This window comes from Williamsia muralis, from assembly GCF_002735905.1.
In the GTDB taxonomy this organism is placed as follows: Bacteria; Actinomycetota; Actinomycetes; order Mycobacteriales; family Mycobacteriaceae; genus Williamsia; species Williamsia muralis_A.
The window spans coordinates 661,893-676,770 of record NZ_PEBD01000010.1 but is presented as its reverse complement, the minus strand read 5'-3'; the positions used below and the strand labels follow the sequence as shown (position 1 = coordinate 676,770).

General features: G+C 64.5%; 16 protein-coding genes and 4 tRNA genes. 6 read left to right on the top strand and 14 right to left on the bottom strand.

Annotated elements, in window-relative coordinates; all coding sequences use genetic code 11:
• The first annotated feature begins 231 nt into the window (after positions 1 to 231).
• Positions 232 to 2,166: a CocE/NonD family hydrolase gene (locus CSW57_RS16800; protein WP_370623975.1), complete on the top strand. Its 1,935-nt coding sequence runs from the start codon at positions 232 to 234 to the stop codon at positions 2,164 to 2,166.
• A 15-nt stretch (positions 2,167 to 2,181) separates the two neighbouring features.
• Here the strand turns inward: CSW57_RS16800 and CSW57_RS16795 are convergent, their stop codons facing one another.
• Positions 2,182 to 2,697 (bottom strand): TIGR04338 family metallohydrolase, encoded by a 516-nt coding sequence (locus tag CSW57_RS16795; protein ID WP_099384548.1) that lies wholly within the window; start codon positions 2,695 to 2,697, stop codon positions 2,182 to 2,184.
• Positions 2,698 to 2,726: 29 nt separating this feature from the next.
• Positions 2,727 to 3,548 (bottom strand): DUF2786 domain-containing protein, encoded by an 822-nt coding sequence (locus tag CSW57_RS16790; RefSeq protein ID WP_099384547.1) that lies wholly within the window; start codon positions 3,546 to 3,548, stop codon positions 2,727 to 2,729.
• A 124-nt stretch (positions 3,549 to 3,672) separates the two neighbouring features.
• On the opposite strand from CSW57_RS16790, the gene CSW57_RS16785 reads away from it, so the two are divergent.
• The 4 genes from CSW57_RS16785 to CSW57_RS16770 all read left to right on the top strand — a co-directional run bounded on the left by CSW57_RS16785 (position 3,673) and on the right by CSW57_RS16770 (position 6,617).
• Positions 3,673 to 4,248, top strand: coding sequence for a TetR/AcrR family transcriptional regulator (locus tag CSW57_RS16785; protein ID WP_099383815.1), 576 nt, complete (start codon positions 3,673 to 3,675; stop codon positions 4,246 to 4,248).
• 10 nt (positions 4,249 to 4,258) lie between these two features.
• The gene (locus CSW57_RS16780) at positions 4,259 to 4,807 is read left to right on the top strand and encodes a dihydrofolate reductase family protein (protein WP_099383814.1); all 549 of its coding nucleotides are present in this window, start codon (positions 4,259 to 4,261) and stop codon (positions 4,805 to 4,807) included.
• Between the two features lie 65 nt (positions 4,808 to 4,872).
• Entirely contained in the window at positions 4,873 to 5,487 is a 615-nt protein-coding gene (locus CSW57_RS16775) for a flavin reductase family protein (RefSeq protein ID WP_189339300.1), read from the top strand.
• Positions 5,488 to 5,618: 131 nt separating this feature from the next.
• Positions 5,619 to 6,617: an LLM class flavin-dependent oxidoreductase gene (locus tag CSW57_RS16770; RefSeq protein WP_099383813.1), complete on the top strand. Its 999-nt coding sequence runs from the start codon at positions 5,619 to 5,621 to the stop codon at positions 6,615 to 6,617.
• Positions 6,618 to 6,959: 342 nt separating this feature from the next.
• Here the strand turns inward: CSW57_RS16770 and rplA are convergent, their stop codons facing one another.
• From rplA to CSW57_RS16720, 10 genes are all read right to left on the bottom strand, one after another.
• Complete coding sequence (gene rplA, locus CSW57_RS16765) at positions 6,960 to 7,670, bottom strand: 50S ribosomal protein L1 (protein WP_099383812.1); 711 nt, start codon at positions 7,668 to 7,670, stop codon at positions 6,960 to 6,962.
• A 123-nt stretch (positions 7,671 to 7,793) separates the two neighbouring features.
• Positions 7,794 to 8,231: a 50S ribosomal protein L11 gene (gene rplK, locus CSW57_RS16760; protein ID WP_023962301.1), complete on the bottom strand. Its 438-nt coding sequence runs from the start codon at positions 8,229 to 8,231 to the stop codon at positions 7,794 to 7,796.
• Positions 8,232 to 8,337: 106 nt separating this feature from the next.
• Positions 8,338 to 9,171 (bottom strand): transcription termination/antitermination protein NusG, encoded by an 834-nt coding sequence (gene nusG / locus CSW57_RS16755; protein WP_099383811.1) that lies wholly within the window; start codon positions 9,169 to 9,171, stop codon positions 8,338 to 8,340.
• 42 nt (positions 9,172 to 9,213) lie between these two features.
• Entirely contained in the window at positions 9,214 to 9,708 is a 495-nt protein-coding gene (secE, locus tag CSW57_RS16750) for a preprotein translocase subunit SecE (RefSeq protein WP_030165268.1), read from the bottom strand.
• Positions 9,709 to 9,817: 109 nt separating this feature from the next.
• Positions 9,818 to 9,890, bottom strand: a tRNA-Trp gene (locus CSW57_RS16745).
• Between the two features lie 208 nt (positions 9,891 to 10,098).
• The gene (locus tag CSW57_RS16740) at positions 10,099 to 11,184 is read right to left on the bottom strand and encodes a fused (3R)-hydroxyacyl-ACP dehydratase subunits HadA/HadB (protein WP_099383810.1); all 1,086 of its coding nucleotides are present in this window, start codon (positions 11,182 to 11,184) and stop codon (positions 10,099 to 10,101) included.
• A 180-nt stretch (positions 11,185 to 11,364) separates the two neighbouring features.
• Positions 11,365 to 11,532, bottom strand: coding sequence for a 50S ribosomal protein L33 (rpmG, locus tag CSW57_RS16735; protein ID WP_030165273.1), 168 nt, complete (start codon positions 11,530 to 11,532; stop codon positions 11,365 to 11,367).
• Positions 11,533 to 11,694: 162 nt separating this feature from the next.
• Positions 11,695 to 11,768, bottom strand: a tRNA-Met gene (locus CSW57_RS16730).
• Between the two features lie 71 nt (positions 11,769 to 11,839).
• Positions 11,840 to 11,912, bottom strand: a tRNA-Thr gene (locus CSW57_RS16725).
• A gap of 157 nt (positions 11,913 to 12,069) precedes the next feature.
• Positions 12,070 to 12,150, bottom strand: a tRNA-Tyr gene (locus CSW57_RS16720).
• Positions 12,151 to 12,311: 161 nt separating this feature from the next.
• Between CSW57_RS16720 and CSW57_RS16715 the strand changes: the two genes are divergently transcribed.
• Positions 12,312 to 12,803 carry a YajQ family cyclic di-GMP-binding protein gene (locus CSW57_RS16715; RefSeq protein WP_099383809.1) on the top strand — a complete coding sequence of 164 codons (492 nt, stop codon included), beginning with the start codon at positions 12,312 to 12,314 and terminating at the stop codon, positions 12,801 to 12,803.
• Positions 12,804 to 12,898: 95 nt separating this feature from the next.
• Here the strand turns inward: CSW57_RS16715 and htpX are convergent, their stop codons facing one another.
• Both htpX and CSW57_RS16705 read right to left on the bottom strand, forming a co-directional pair.
• A complete protein-coding gene (gene htpX / locus CSW57_RS16710) occupies positions 12,899 to 13,756 on the bottom strand; it encodes a zinc metalloprotease HtpX (RefSeq protein ID WP_099383808.1) in 858 nt (285 codons plus the stop codon).
• A 93-nt stretch (positions 13,757 to 13,849) separates the two neighbouring features.
• Entirely contained in the window at positions 13,850 to 14,860 is a 1,011-nt protein-coding gene (locus CSW57_RS16705; protein WP_099383807.1) for a polyprenyl synthetase family protein, read from the bottom strand.
• Positions 14,861 to 14,878 lie beyond the last annotated feature (18 nt).

Here is a 14,878-nt window from a genome sequence, read left to right as displayed (position 1 = left end):
CAGGCACATCGGGGTCAAGGAGAGGCGGCTGTTCTGGCCCAGGGTCGCGACCGAACACCCGCTCGGCTACATTGACATCAAACCATCCGGTGTGAGGTCGGTCACGAATACCTCCTGACCCACCCGGTACCGCAGCACGACGGAGTGTTGCCACAGTTTTTGAGATATGCCCTGTTCAGACGGGGTGTTCCTGGAAGCCGTGGCCTCGCTCGACGCAGAGAGGGGAACGCCGTGGTCTACCAGATCAACCCGTTCGACAACACCGAGCCACGGATGAGCGCGGTTCCACACTCTGCACCGACCCTTCCGTTCGGCGACCCGACCGGCGGCGCCAACGCCCGTTGGTGGCGCGAACAGGTCGACGGCCGTCCCGCGTTCCCCAAGGTGACGATCGACCGTTCACTCGAGCTGACCATGTCCGACGGCGTCCGCTTGCGTGCCACCCTCGTACGGCCGGTGAAGGTGTCGGGCGAACCCGTTCAGACGCCGTTGCCGACGGTGGTGACCATCAACCCTTACAACCGCGCCCTGCTCGACGCGATCGACCAGGCCACCCATCGCCTTCCCCTCCCTCCACTGTCCGGTGGTGCCCTCGACGTCTTCGGAATCAATCGCAAGCTCGTGCAGAGCGGATACACCCAGCTCGTGGTCGATGTCCGCGGCACAGGTGCGTCGCACGGACGCTGGCAGATCCTCGGTGAGCGCGAGCAACGTGACTCCATCGAGGTCATCGACTGGGCCGCTGCGCAGAGCTGGAGCAACGGCAACATCGGGATGGCCGGCTGGTCGTACTCGGCGATCAACTCGCTGCAGGCGGCCGGCAACGGTTCACCGCACCTCAAGGCGGTGTTCGCCATCGAGGGATGTGAGGACATCGTCCGCGACATCTACATCACCGGCGGTGCGCCGTCGGCGTTCATCCCGATCTGGCTCTCCGCGGTGAATCTGCTCAAGTGGCTGCCCAACCCGTCCACAGCGGTGGGCGATGCCCTCAGCACCAACGGCGTCCGATGGCTGAAGGACCGGGTCGGCTCCCCCGCCACCGAGATCGGCTCGCTGGCGTGGGGTTTCCTCACCGGGCGCGATCCACGGATCTACGACGATCCCTATTTCGACGAGCGCGACCCCAAGATCGACGAGATCACTGCCCCGACATTCGTCTTCGGCGGGTGGCATGACCTCTTCGGCCGCAGTGCAACCCGCATCTACAACCAGCTCAACCTGCCGCCCGGGCAGAAGCAGCTGATCATGGCCGACGGCTACCACCTCGATGCCGGGCTCGGCTTCGGCGGGCGGGTGAGCCCGCCGCGCGTCGACGTGCTCGAACGCGCGTGGTTCGACAAGTGGCTCAAGGGGCTCGACAACGGCGTGGACGAATACGGCCCGGTGACCCTGCAGCAACAGGGCGGTATGTGGACCTCGGGCCAGAGCTTCCCCCGCCCCGAGGCGCGGGTTCGGCGGCTGTACCTGTCGCCCGACGGCTCGGACACCGCTGGGCACTGCGTGCACGACGGCAGTCTTGGGGCGGAGGCGAACACCTCGCGCGCCGAACTGAAGGTGAAGCCGGGCGTGCGCGGCTTCATCTCCCGGGACATGACACAGGTGACCGCAGGCGCCACCATGGTTCTCGGCAAGGCCTTCACCACCGATGCCCGGTTCCAGGAACGGGGCGCCCTCTCGTTCACCACGGCACCGGTCACCGAACAGGTACAGATCTCCGGCGCGCTCAATCTGCACCTGCACGCAACCTGCGCCGGTAGCGACGCCCTGTGGGCGGTGACCCTCAATGATGTTGCGCCGGACGGTACCTCGACCGTGCTCACCAACGGTTCACTGACCGCGTCCAACCGATCTCTGGACCCAGAACTCAGCGATTACGCCGAGGACGGCTCGCTGCTCGTCGCCCACCACCCGCTCAGCCGCAAACGCAAACTGAAGGTGATCCCGAACGTACCCATCGACCTCGACATCGACCTGGTGTCCACCGATGCGCTGCTGGACGTCGGGCATCGGCTGCGGGTCGACATCTACGCGGCGAGCATGCCCCGTTTCCTTGCCGTGGTCCCTGACCTGGTGAAGTCCGGATTCCGTTCGCAGAGAATCGTTCTCGACCCGTTCCACCAGAGCCACCTCACGTTCCTGGCGGTGGGCGAGCCAGGCTGGTAGTCGGGCACCGGACCCTCAACCGACCGCGATACCGCTGTCGCCGAAGGTCACCCGGTAGATCAGTGCGGCTTCAGGTCCGAGTACCAGACCGACAAGGTCGATGAGGGTGCCCGCGAATCGTGGGCCGTGCTTGTCCTGCGCCGACCCCGGACTCAGGTGGTGGGCGATCTCGTGGAGCACCACCAGCTCGCGCATCGCCCAGCGCCCCTCGGCCGCATCGGGTACCGCGATCACGCCGTCGTCATCGGCTGACCGGTACTCGTAGTGGGCTTCGCGCTGCCCCCGGCGGGATCGAACCCTCACCGGAACCGCGGCCCGCGGGAACCTGTCGATCACGCTGTCCAGCGACAGCACCCGGTGCACGTAGTCGCGTACCGAGTCCACCGAGCCGAACCGAGCCTCCGGAGGCAGTGTCACCGAGGTGCCGGCGATCTCCAGAGTGGAGCCACCGCGCGCGGCGCGCTCGAAAACGTTGTGCACCAGCGCTTCTGCGGAGTACAAGGCCGAACGCTGGCTGTCACGCTGCGTCAACGCGCCCACTCACGGTTCAGCACGCCCACTCACGCCTCCAGGGCCCCACGCGCAGCACCCAACTGGTTGTCCTCGCCGATACGTGCCCGGCGTCCGGCCCGGTCCCCCGCCCGCCGCGCGCCCTCCGAGTAGCCGGCCGACGCGCTCTGCGAACGCCAGGTGCCCCGCGCGGTGGACGTCTCCTTGTGGAAATCCCGGACCTCTACCTCTTTGTTCCGCAGGACCAGAGCCGTTCCCGAGTCGGAACGGCCCCCGTCGGCGGCGACCGCAGCCGCACGCGCCTCATTGCGGGCTTGCGTGAGGCGCTTGCCGATCCGTTCGGCGAACGCCGACTGGAAGTTCAGCCGGGCCGTGATCGGTGACAGCGGCTTCTCCTCGACCACCTTGCGCTGTACCCAGCCGCGGCGTTCGGTGACCACACGAGCAAAGGTCTCGCCTTTGTACGCACCCGACTTCAGATAGCTGTCGCTGGCGGCGACCATCTGAACCACCAACGAGCTGTACAACGCCTCACAGGTGTCGATGTCGCCAGGGAATCCATAGGCGTAGACAAACGTCGAGTTGCTCGCGACGTCACAGGTGATGTCGTTTGCGTGGGCGATGGCCACGAACAGCTGGACATATGTGCGCAGCCCTCGCTTGCCGGCAGTTCCGATCGCGATGTTGCGTTGCACCGGGGATGTGCGCTGTTCGGGCTTCCCGTGGGCCCGCGCCACGGCCAGATCGATGGACGCTGCGGTGGCCAACCGTTGCGCCGCCTGCATGAAGGCTTGCGCCTCGTGCTCGTTGTCGGTGCCTTCTGCCTGCCTGAGCAAACCGGAGATGCGGGTCAGGAGTTTGTCGTCTTGCACGCTCACAACCCTAAGGCGTCGGTGTGACTGCTCCCCCGCCCGCGGCAACGTCATGTGCACAACGCGGCATCTGTGGACAGACCCACTCGTTGGCAGTATTAGGCAATGATGATTTACTAACTGCGTGGCGCGTCCTCGAGTGAACTCCGACGATCATCTGCTCGATGCAGCCGACGCCGTCCTGTCGCAGACCGGCTCGGCCCGGTTCACCCTCGAGATGGCGGCCCGGGAGGCCGGCGTCTCGGCAGCGACCTTCGTCAAGCGCTTCGGTTCCAAACGCGGGTTGCTCATCGCCTCGTCGCAGCGCTGGGTCGACGCAATCGATCTCGACGACGTCGGACGCCCGGGCGAACCGATCCTGGCGACGCTTCGTCGATTGTCGGTCGAGTCCTACACCGACAGCGACGACCCCGACCAGGCCGGCAACCACGTGTCCTCCCTGGCGATGGATCTCGGCGACCCGGAACTGACTCGACTGCTCGCTGCCGGCTGGGACAAAAAGCGCCGACAACTGCAAGCCGTCATCGCAAGGGCGGTCGAAAGCGACGAACTACCCGGCGCGCCTCTTCCGCCGGCTGCAGCCCGAACGTTGTTCGCACTTCTCGAGGGCACGTTCCTCGGCTGGACCGTGCAACCGCACGGCTCCCTCATCGAGATTCTCGGAGACGAGTTCGACCGACTCATCACCACCTGGACATGAAAGGACAGCAATGACCACTTCCCCTTCCCCGAGCCCTGTCACCGGAGCGGTGTTCATCGCCACCAGCGTCGACGGCTACATCGCCCGCACGGACGGTGGCATCGATTGGCTGTTGAGTCGCGACGAGGACCTCGGCGAAACCGGTTACGACGCCTTCATAGCGACCACGGACGCGATTGTCATGGGCCGCAACACATATGAGGTCGGGTGCAGTTTCGACACATGGCCGTACGAGGGGATGCGCGTGTTCGTGCTCAGTACCACCCTCGAGCCCGGAGTCGACGACCGGATCTCCGTGCACCGCGGTCTCGACGCGTTCTTCGACGCTGCTCACGACGAGGGTGTCCGCCATGTCTATGCCGACGGCGGCCGTCTGATCACCAGCTTTCTCCAGCGGGGCCTGATCACCGAGATCACGATCACCACGGCACCGGTGATCATCGGATCCGGTCTGCCGTTGTTCGGCGCCATCGATCACGACATCCCGCTCGATCACGTGCGCACCACAACTCTCGGCAACGGGATGACCCAGAGCGTCTACCGGGTGTCGGCCGGATGAGCCGCGCCTGAGCGCGGGACACCAGCCGCACGACGCCGTCGTGCGGCTGGTGGAATGCTGGACGGGTGAATCGAGATGTCGACGAAACCCTGGCCGGTCGAACGCTCTTCGACCACTCCAACACCTCCACGCGTGACTTCTACAAGCTGATCACCACCGCGATCGTCCCGCGGCCGATCGCCTGGGTGTCCTCGCGCAGCGCCGAGGGCGTGGACAACCTCGCACCGTTCAGCTTCTTCTCTGTCAGCTCCACCGATCCGATGGTCGTGCAGTTCACCGCCGTCGGCGGCAAACACAGCGCGGACAATGCGGCGGCCACCGGCCAGTTTGTCGTCAACATCGCCACGGAGTCGATGATGGACCAGGTCAATGCCACTTCGGCCGGCTTCGCCGAGGACGTCAACGAGTTCACCGCCGTGGGCGTCGCCTCGGCACCGGCGACGGTCGTCGACTGCCTGCGGGTCCGCGACAGCCCGGTGGCCATCGAATGCGAACTCCACCAGATCATCGAGGTGGGCAACTCGCAGGTGGTGATGGGGCGTGTGGTCGCGGTGACGGTCGACCCCGCTGTCGCGGCCGCCGATGGCCATCCGGACTTCACCAGGCTGGCGCCGGTCAGTCGCCTGGGCCGGACCGAATGGGGTCTGCCGGGCCGGGTTGTCGAACGCGAACGACCCTGACATCGCTCCGGCTGCGCCATCCGGACGGATTTTGATCGGTTTCGGGAAGGTAGTGACGCGCTCAAGCGTTGTTGCACACGTACAACTATTTCGCGTGATGACTACTTTCCAGCAGTGAAGAAGGCCCGTCTATGTCCTTGACCCTGTCGATTCTCGATCTTGCACCGATTGCGCCGGGCGAGTCCGCTCGCGCGAGCTTCGAGGCGAGTGTTGCGCTGGCCCAGGCCGGAGAACGCAACGGCTACAAGCGAGTCTGGTACGCCGAGCACCACAACATGGAGTCGATCGCGTCATCGGCCACCAGTGTGTTGATCGCTCATATCGCCGCGCACACCGAGACCATTCGTCTGGGTGCCGGCGGCATCATGCTCCCCAACCATGCGCCGCTGACGATCGCCGAGCAGTTCGGAACCCTGGAGACGCTGCACCCCGGTCGGATCGATCTGGGTCTGGGTCGCGCACCCGGTAGCGACCAGGCGACGATGCGCGCGCTGCGCCGAGACCACAGCTCGGCCGAGAGCTTCCCGCAGGACGTCCTCGAACTGCAGGCCTACCTGCGCGGACAGTCGCGGATCCCCGGCGTTCAGGCCGTTCCCGGCGCGGGGACGGATGTGCCGTTGTACATCCTTGGTTCGTCGCTGTTCGGCGCTCAACTGGCCGCTGCTCTCGGGCTCCCCTACGCCTTCGCGTCGCATTTCTCGCCCGATGCCCTCGAGCAGGCGGTGGCCCTCTATCGCCGCGAGTTCAAGCCCTCGGCTCAGCTGCCGGAGCCCTATGTGATCGCGGGCGCGAACGTTGTCGCGGCCGAGGACGCCGACGAGGCGGCGCGGGACTTCGAGGCGTTGCGGCGGATCCGGGTGCGGATGTTCATCACCCGCGGACCGTCGACACCCGAGTACAGCGATGAGGAGATCGATGCTTTCCTCACCACCCGCGAGGGCCGCGGTATCGCCCACATGATGAAGTACACCGGCGTCGGCACGGGTGCGGACGTACGCGGCTTCTTGGAAGATTTCGCCGAGTTGGCCCAGGCCGATGAGGTCATCGTGGCCCACCAGTCGGTGACCAGTGCGGGACGTATCCGTTCTCTCGAACTCACCGCCGAAGCCATGAAGACCGCAAAGGTCTGATCGAACCCGAAAACTGGCGAAAACGAGGGGACCGAGGGAAATACTCCCTCGGCCCCCTCGTTCTAAGCAGATCTGAGGGAAGGACACCCCCGACGCGAGCGAAGCAAAGCGGACACCGCCCGGCGGATGGCCCGCGTGTTCTGGACTGAGGAGCGAGGGAGCGCAGCGACTGAGTCGACGAGGGAAGAACACGCGATAAAGGGCCATCCGCCCGCGAGCGCCGGCGAGCCAAATGCACAGTGCCGGAACCCCGTTCGAGAACCGGCGACCGAGGCCACCAACACAAAACCGGGACCCCCATAGGGAGTCCCGGTTTTGTTGTGCCTGGCCTAGAGGAAGACTTCAGTCCTCTTCGAGGTAATTGCGGTTCACCGCAGGATCCACCGGGATGCCCGGTCCGGTGGTGGTCGATACGGTGACCTTCTTGAGGTACCGGCCCTTGGCTGCAGAGGGCTTCGCGCGCAGGATCTCGTCGACGGCAGCGCCGTAGTTCTCGACCAGCTTCTTCTCGTCGAACGAAGCCTTGCCGATGACGAAGTGCAGGTTGGCTGCCTTGTCGACGCGGAAGTTGATCTTTCCGCCCTTGATCTCGTTGACGGCTTTGGTCACGTCGGTGGTGACCGTGCCCGTCTTCGGGTTCGGCATCAGGCCACGCGGTCCGAGGACGCGCGCGATCCGGCCGACCTTGGCCATCTGGTCAGGGGTGGCGATCGCGGCGTCGAAGTCGAGCCAGCCGCCCTGGATCCGCTCGATCAGATCCTCGGCGCCCACTTCGTCGGCTCCGGCGGCGACGGCCTCATTGGCCTTGTCGCCGGCGGCGAACACGATGACGCGGGCGGTCTTGCCGGTGCCGTGGGGCAGGTTGACGGTGCCGCGCACCATCTGGTCTGCCTTACGGGGATCGACGCCGAGACGGACGGCGACCTCGACGGTTGCGTCGGTCTTGGTGGAAGCGGTCTCCTTGGCAAGCTTGGCAGCCTCCAGCGGGCTGTAGAGCTTGGACTTGTCGACCTTTTCCGCAGCGGCTTTGTAGGCCTTACTGGTTTTACTCATGTTTGCTCTGTCTTTCTCCGCAGCTCGAGCGATTGCTTGTCAGATCGCTCTTCGCGTTCTAGGCGGGGTTGGTGGTGCGGACCGAGCCGGCCCTCCCACGTGATGTCTGTTCGAGGAAGAGACTCAGGCCTCGACCGTGATGCCCATGGAGCGGGCGGTTCCGGCGATGATCTTGGCGGCCTGTTCAACGTCGTTGGCGTTGAGGTCTTCCTGCTTGGTCTTGGCGATCTCGCGGACCTGGTCCATCGTGACCTTGCCGACCTTGGTCTTGTGCGGCTCTCCCGAACCCTTCTGCAGACCGGCGGCCTTCAGCAGCAGTTTGGCGGCCGGCGGGGTCTTCAACTTGAAGTCGAAGGAGCGATCTTCGTAAACGTAGATCTCCACGGGCACGACGTTGCCGCGCTGGCTTTCTGTCGCGGCGTTGTACGCCTTGCAGAACTCCATGATGTTCACGCCATGCTGGCCGAGTGCCGGACCCACGGGGGGTGCGGGGTTGGCTGCGCCGGCCTGGATCTGAAGCTTGATGATCCCGGACAGCTTCTTTTTCTTCTTGGGGGGCATCCTTTTCCCTGTTTCTGATTGATTGCGTTTGGGCTGACAACACTCAGCCCGGTTTCGCGCCCGCTGGAGACGCGAAAGTCTTAGATCTTCTCGACCTGCCGGATCGTCAGATCTTCTCTACCTGGTTGAAGGCGAGTTCGACCGGGGTCTCGCGACCGAAGATCGAGACGAGCACCTTCACCTTGCGCTGCTCGGCGTTGACCTCGCTGATCGATGCGGGCAACGTCGCGAACGGGCCGTCCATGACGGTGACCGACTCGCCGACCGCGAAGTCGACCTCGACCACCGGTGCGGAGGCAGCGGCCAGATCGGAACCGGCGTCGCTGCCGGCTTTCGCCGACGACTTCTTCGGCTCGGCACGGGGCAGCAGGAACTTGAGCACGTCATCCATGGACAACGGCGAAGGACGCGAGGTCAATCCCACGAAGCCCGTGACGCCCGGGGTGTTGCGCACCGCGCCCCACGATTCGTCATTGAGGTCCATGCGCACGAGGATGTAACCCGGCAGCACCTTGCGGTTGACCTTCTTGGGCTGGCCGTTCTTGATCTCGGTGACTTCTTCGGTGGGCACCTCGACCTGGAAGATGTAGTCGCCCACATCCAGGTTCTGGACGCGGGTCTCGAGGTTGGCCTTCACCTTGTTCTCGTAACCGGCGTAGGAGTGGATCACGTACCAGTCGCCGGCAGCGCGCTTGAGGGACTTCTTGAGGGCCTCGACCGGGTCCTCTTCTTCCTCGGGTTCGACGACCTCGGGGGCCACGTCCTCGCCGGAGGCGTCCTGGTCGGTCTCGCCGGAGGCGTCTTGGTCGCTGCTGTCGGAATCAGCCGGCGCTTCGGGATCGGAGATGCCACTGTCAACAGCCTCCGAATCACCGACCGTCTGATCGGTGACGTCGGTTTCGGTCTCGCTGATCTCAGCGTCGTTCTCGGGGGTGCTCACTGCAGCCCACGCTCCCTTTCCTCGAAGCGGCCGTGCGGGTGATTACCCGAACAGCCACAAAACGGCCTTTGCAAAGCCCAGATCCAGCCCAGAGATGAACGCGACCATGATGATCACGAAGATCAGCACGACGATCGTGTACTGAATCAGCTGCTTGCGAGTAGGCCAGATGACCTTCTTGAGCTCGCTGACAACCTGCTTGAGGAAGATCCACAACCGGATGAAGGGATTGTGGCTGTCCTCGGGCCGGACTCGCTTGCGTTTGCCGTCTTTCTTTTTGTCTTTGGTCTTTTCCTTGGTGGCGACGGCCGATCCCGCCGAATCGTCGTCGTCGCTCTTCGTCAGGTTCGTCCGTTTGCCACGCGGCGAACGCTTACCCGTCGGGCGAGCCGCCGTCTGAGTGTCTCCGTCGGAGACGTTCTCAGCATCGGACTCGTCCACCGAACCGGCTTCGCCGTCGACTGAGGTGTCGACCTCGACCTCGTCGTTCGACTCGGCCGCGCTCTTGGCGCGTTCGGCACGGTCGCGCTTGCTCAACTTGATCCTCTCGTGGCTGAAGTCGGATGTTCGGCGGCAGGCGATGTGCCTGGGCACCGAACAGCTGACATCGGGTGCCCTGAGGTGCCGACGTGCACACCGTCAAGGGCAGGGGCGACAGGACTTGAACCTGCAACCTGCGGTTTTGGAGACCGCTGCTCTGCCAGTTGAGCTACGCCCCTTTGGAACGGCGAGTTACTCGGTGACCACCTTGCGATGGTCTCGAGGCCACGTCGACCCGGTGTCTGCACTACACAAAACCAACGCGCCACCCTCAGGGCAGCGCGCAAGTATGAGTAGAACTCAGACTATTGAAGTGTACGTCACCGGGCGGGTTGAACTCCAACTCGGTGTTGACCCGCGGAAACCGCAGGTCATCCGTACCGACGATCAATTGAACTGCACGCTGACGAGTGCTCGTCCGAAAATTTTGCGGTCACCCTGCTTGGCGACGATCGAGATCTGGCCGCGGCGGGTGTCGGGATCAAGCGACTTCACCTTACCGGTGAAGTCGACGGCCGCGAAGTCGTCGGCCGGCACGTACACCGGGCTGGTGAACCGCACGTTGTATTCGTAAATGGCTGCCGGGTCTCCGATGAACTCGCCGATGAAACTGGCTCCGAGACCCATGGTCTGCATGCCGTGGGCCACCACGTCCTGCAGGCCGGCCACCTTGGCGACCTCGTCGCTGTAGTGGATCGGGTTCGGATCGCCTGCCACACCCGCGTAGTTGATCAGGTTTCCGCGGGTCAGCTTGAATGTCCGCGCGGGGAGTTCTTGTCCGACCGTCAGAGTGTCGAAATCGATTGCGGCATAGGCCTTTGGATCAATGGCCGGGTCCGGGTCGGTGTAGCGGGCGAACGGGCCGTTGACGGTCTTGCCCGGGTCGATGCCGGGGGGCTCGCTCATCATCACGTGTTCGATCTTGTCGACCAGCGCGGGGTCGACCTCGATGGCGGCCCTTGCGGCGAGGCTCGTCCACGTGGTCATCACGGGCTCGTTGTGCTGATTCCAGACGACGTTCTTGGTGACCATCAGGTCGGTGCCCGACATCTGTCGGAACGAGTCCAGGGACACGTCGCAGATCAGGTGGTCGCCGACCTTGATGGGCCGATGGAACACCAGTCGCTGATCGCTCTGCATGATCTGCCAGAGGTCGTAGCCGGTGATGACATCTTCGAAGAGGCGCCGCTGGGCGATGATCCCGAGGACGGATACGAACGTGGGCGCGGCGACGAGGGTGTCGTGGCCCATCTCACGGGCCTTGGCCTCATTCCAGTGGACGGGGTTGGTGTCCTGGACGGCGCGGGCATGCTCGCGCACCTTTTCGCGGCCGACCTCGTAGTAGTCGTCGACGGTGTACTTGTACCCCACCAGCGCCTGCGTGTGTTCGGCGATTTCTTCGGGGGTCAGCTTGACGCCGTCCCGGATCGCCTGGATGCGCTCGGCAGCTTGGGCTTCGCTCACATTCGTCACTAAACCGACCTCTGACTTTCGACTTTTCGTCGACTCCGGCGGCTTGTCGATGTGGGGCCGCGCCGCGGGTGCCGTGGCTACTCCCGGACAAATCGTCGGCTGGAATGGGCCGACTTCGCTTGGGGCGCCGCAGTGGCCCCCGCTGCTCAGGCGGCCTCGAACGGCCGCCCGGCGTGGGAGTTAGCGCGATTCCTTGTGGTTCTGGTGCTTGCCGCAGTTCGGGCAGAACTTCTTGATCTCGAGGCGATCGGGATCGTTGCGGCGGTTCTTCTTGGTGATGTAGTTGCGGTGTTTGCAAACCTCGCAGGCCAAGGTGATCTTGGGGCGCACGTCTGTTGAGGAGGCCACGGGATTGCCTTTCAGGTGGATCGTGTGGTGTACCACCGTGAGGCGGTACTTGTGGCGCATCGTCGCAAGACGACACTTCGTAGCGGCGTCGTCGGGGACGACACTTCGTAGCGCGTCGTCGGGGACGACACTTCGTAGCGCGTCGTCGGAGACGACACTTCGTAGCGATGGCCGGACTCGAACCGGCGACCTAACGATTATGAGTCGTTCGCTCTAACCAACTGAGCTACACCGCCATGGCCCCGATTCCAGGTCCGACAGCGCGTCTGGCATCAGCTGCGCCGCTGCCCAGGATCTGAGTCCAGCGAGCCCCCTGACGGAATCGAACCGTCGACCTTTTCCTTACCATGGAAACGCTCTACCGACTGAGCTAAGGGGGCGTTCGCTTTCCATGTGCTGCCTATCTGGCAACGCACGAAGAGCCTTAACGAGATTACACAGCGGCGCTGGTGCACGCCAAATCGCCTCTGTGGTTGTCTCGCCGCACCAAACGACCTCGGGCCGGTTCACCCAGCTCGAGGCCGTCTTCTGGTGCTGTGGCAGGTATAGGATTCGAACCTATGTAGCTTGCGCGACGGATTTACAGTCCGCTCCCTTTGGCCGCTCGGGCAACCTGCCGGGCTACTTTCCGTAGTCTTTTGGACCGGCGGAAAGCAACGCCGCAAAGAATACAACGGGCATGGCCCCTGAGCACAAATGCCCTGCGTATGGGCGCCCGTTTCGGCCCCGGAGACCATCGGGCCCATCACTGCCGAGGGCGGCGACTAGGCTTGTCGGTTATGGCAGATTCATCGTTCGACGTGGTCAGCAAGCTCGATCGGCAGGAAGTCGACAACGCTCTCAATCAGGCGGCGAAAGAGTTGTCGCAGCGGTACGACTTCCGGGGCACCAACACCAAGATCGAGTGGTCGGGTGAAGAGAACATCGTGATCACCTCCGACGCCGAGGAGCGCGCCCAGGCGGGCCTGGAGGTCTTCAAGGAGAAGCTCATCCGGCGCGACATCTCTTTGAAGGCTTTCGACGCCGGCGAGGTCGTCGCTTCGGGAAAGACCTACAAGATCACCGGGACCCTGGTGCAGGGCATCGACTCGGAGAAGGCCAAGAAGATCACCAAGGCGATCCGCGACGAGGGGCCCAAGGGCGTCAAGGCGCAGATCCAGGGTGAGGAGCTGCGCGTCTCCAGCAAGAAACGCGACGACTTGCAGGCCGTGATCTCGCTCCTGAAGAACAAGGACTTCGAGATCGCTCTGCAGTTCGTGAATTACCGCTAGTCCCACGCGCCGATTTCGTCCCGCTCGGAGGGCGTCGAGGGTACATACCCCTTGCCACCCCTACCGGCGGGACGATTGTGGTGGCACCGGCGTCGTCAGCGGCCTGGACCGGCCATCTCTTCCAGACGCCTGATGCGGTCCTGCATCGGGGGGTGCGTGGCGAACAGCTTGCCCACCCGCTCGCCGGCCCGGAACGGGTTGGCGATCATCAGGTGGGACTGGGCGGCGAGGTCGGGATTCGGCGGGAGCGGGGCGACCTGCACCCCACCGGAGATCTTGCGCAGCGCCGACGCAAGGGCCAGCGGGTCGCCGGTGAGCTCTGCACCCGAGGCATCGGCCTGGTATTCGCGTGAGCGCGACACCGCGAGCTTGATCACCGTTGCAGCGATCGGGCCCAGAAATGTGATGAGCAACAACATGATCGGGTTGGCGCCGCCCTCACGGTTGCTGCCGAAGAAGAATGCGAAGTTGGCAATGCCGCTGATCACCGCAGCCATCGCACCGGCCACCGACGAGATGAGGATGTCGCGGTTGTAGACGTGCGACAGTTCGTGGCCGAGGACGGCCCGGAGCTCGCGTTCGTCGAGGATCTGCAGGATTCCTGCGGTGCAGCAGACTGCGGCGTTCTTGGGATTACGTCCGGTGGCAAAGGCGTTCGGCGCCTCGGTGGGACTCACGTACAACGCGGGCATGGGCTGACGCGCCACCGTCGCAAGCTCGCGGACGATCCGGTACAGCGCCGGCGCCTGCACCTCTGTGACGGGCTGTGCGTGCATGGCCTTGAGCGCCATCTTGGCGCTGTTGAAGTAGATGTAGGCGTTGAATCCGACCGCCGCCACCACGGCGACGAACAGGATGGCGGGGCTGCGGAATGCTGCCCCGATCCCGACGATGATCGCCGACATGAAACCGAGCAGCAGGACGGTCTTCAGGCCGTTGGCATGACCACTCATCCATCACTCCCGTCTGTACACACGGCAGCACAACGATCGGGCCCGACCTCACGGTTCCCGGCCCAGGCCGGCCGGACCGGACCACGCAGCAGGTCAGCCGATCCGGTCGATGGTGTAGCGCACCAGCGAGCTCATCGCATCGTGCGCGGGCCCCTCGGGGAGCTGGGCCAGTTCGGCATCCGCCGCGTCGGCATACCCCTGGAGAGTGGCTCGGGCCTTGGCCAGGCCCGCCGATTTGTTCAGGAGTTCAAGTGCTTCGGCGACCTCGGCGTCGTCGGTGAGCGGCCGGGGCGTGCCGTCGGCGGCGAGGACCAACTCGCGCAACCGGGTTTCGTCGGGGTCTGCGATGGCGTAGAGCACCGGCAGGGTGTGCACGCCTTCGCGCAGATCGGTTCCCGGGTTCTTACCCGAGTCGCCGGCCACCGAGCTGATGTCGATGATGTCGTCGCTGACCTGGAAAGCGGTCCCGATCGAGTCTCCGAGCCGGGACAGGCGTTCGATCTGGCCTTCGTCCGCACCGGAGGACATCGCCCCGAACCGCCCACTGGCCGCGATCAGCGAACCGGTCTTCTCCCAGACCACTTTCAGGTAGTGGTCGACGGGGTCGAGCTTGCCCTGCGAGCCCACGGTTTCACGCATCTGCCCGGTGACCAGCTCGGCGAAGGTGTCCGCGATGATGCGGACGGCATGCGGTCCGAGGGTGGAGACCAGGCGCGAAGCCCGCGCGAACAAGAAGTCCCCGGACAGGATGGCAACACTGTTACCCCACCGGCTGTTGGCGCTGACGGCACCGCGCCGCAGCTCGGCCTCGTCCATCACGTCGTCGTGGTACAGCGTCGCCAGGTGGATCATCTCCACGACGGTCGCCGAGATGATGACCTCGTGGGCGTGTGGGTTTGGCCCGAAGTGGGCCGACAGGATCGAGAAGATCGGCCGGAACCGTTTGCCACCGGCCTTGGCCAGATGCGTGGCCGCCTCGGTCAGGAAGTCCTCACCAGAGGACAACTCCTCGAGCAGCAGCTTCTCGACGCTCTCCAGCGACCTGCCCACATCTGCGGCGAAGTCTTCCGAACCCATATCCAGACCCGCGAACGTCGTCTTCACGCCTGACCAGCTCCTGTC

Excerpts from the sequence above, each read along its gene's own strand:
- CSW57_RS16780 (WP_099383814.1), top strand. The coding sequence starts at position 4,259 with ATGACCACTTCCCCTTCCCCGAGCCCTGTCACCGGAGCGGTGTTCATC.
- CSW57_RS16770 (WP_099383813.1), top strand. The coding sequence starts at position 5,619 with ATGTCCTTGACCCTGTCGATTCTCGATCTTGCACCGATTGCGCCGGGC.
- rplA (WP_099383812.1), bottom strand. The coding sequence starts at position 7,670 with ATGAGTAAAACCAGTAAGGCCTACAAAGCCGCTGCGGAAAAGGTCGAC.
- rplK (WP_023962301.1), bottom strand. The coding sequence starts at position 8,231 with ATGCCCCCCAAGAAGAAAAAGAAGCTGTCCGGGATCATCAAGCTTCAG.
- CSW57_RS16715 (WP_099383809.1), top strand. The coding sequence starts at position 12,312 with ATGGCAGATTCATCGTTCGACGTGGTCAGCAAGCTCGATCGGCAGGAA.
- htpX (WP_099383808.1), bottom strand. The coding sequence starts at position 13,756 with ATGAGTGGTCATGCCAACGGCCTGAAGACCGTCCTGCTGCTCGGTTTC.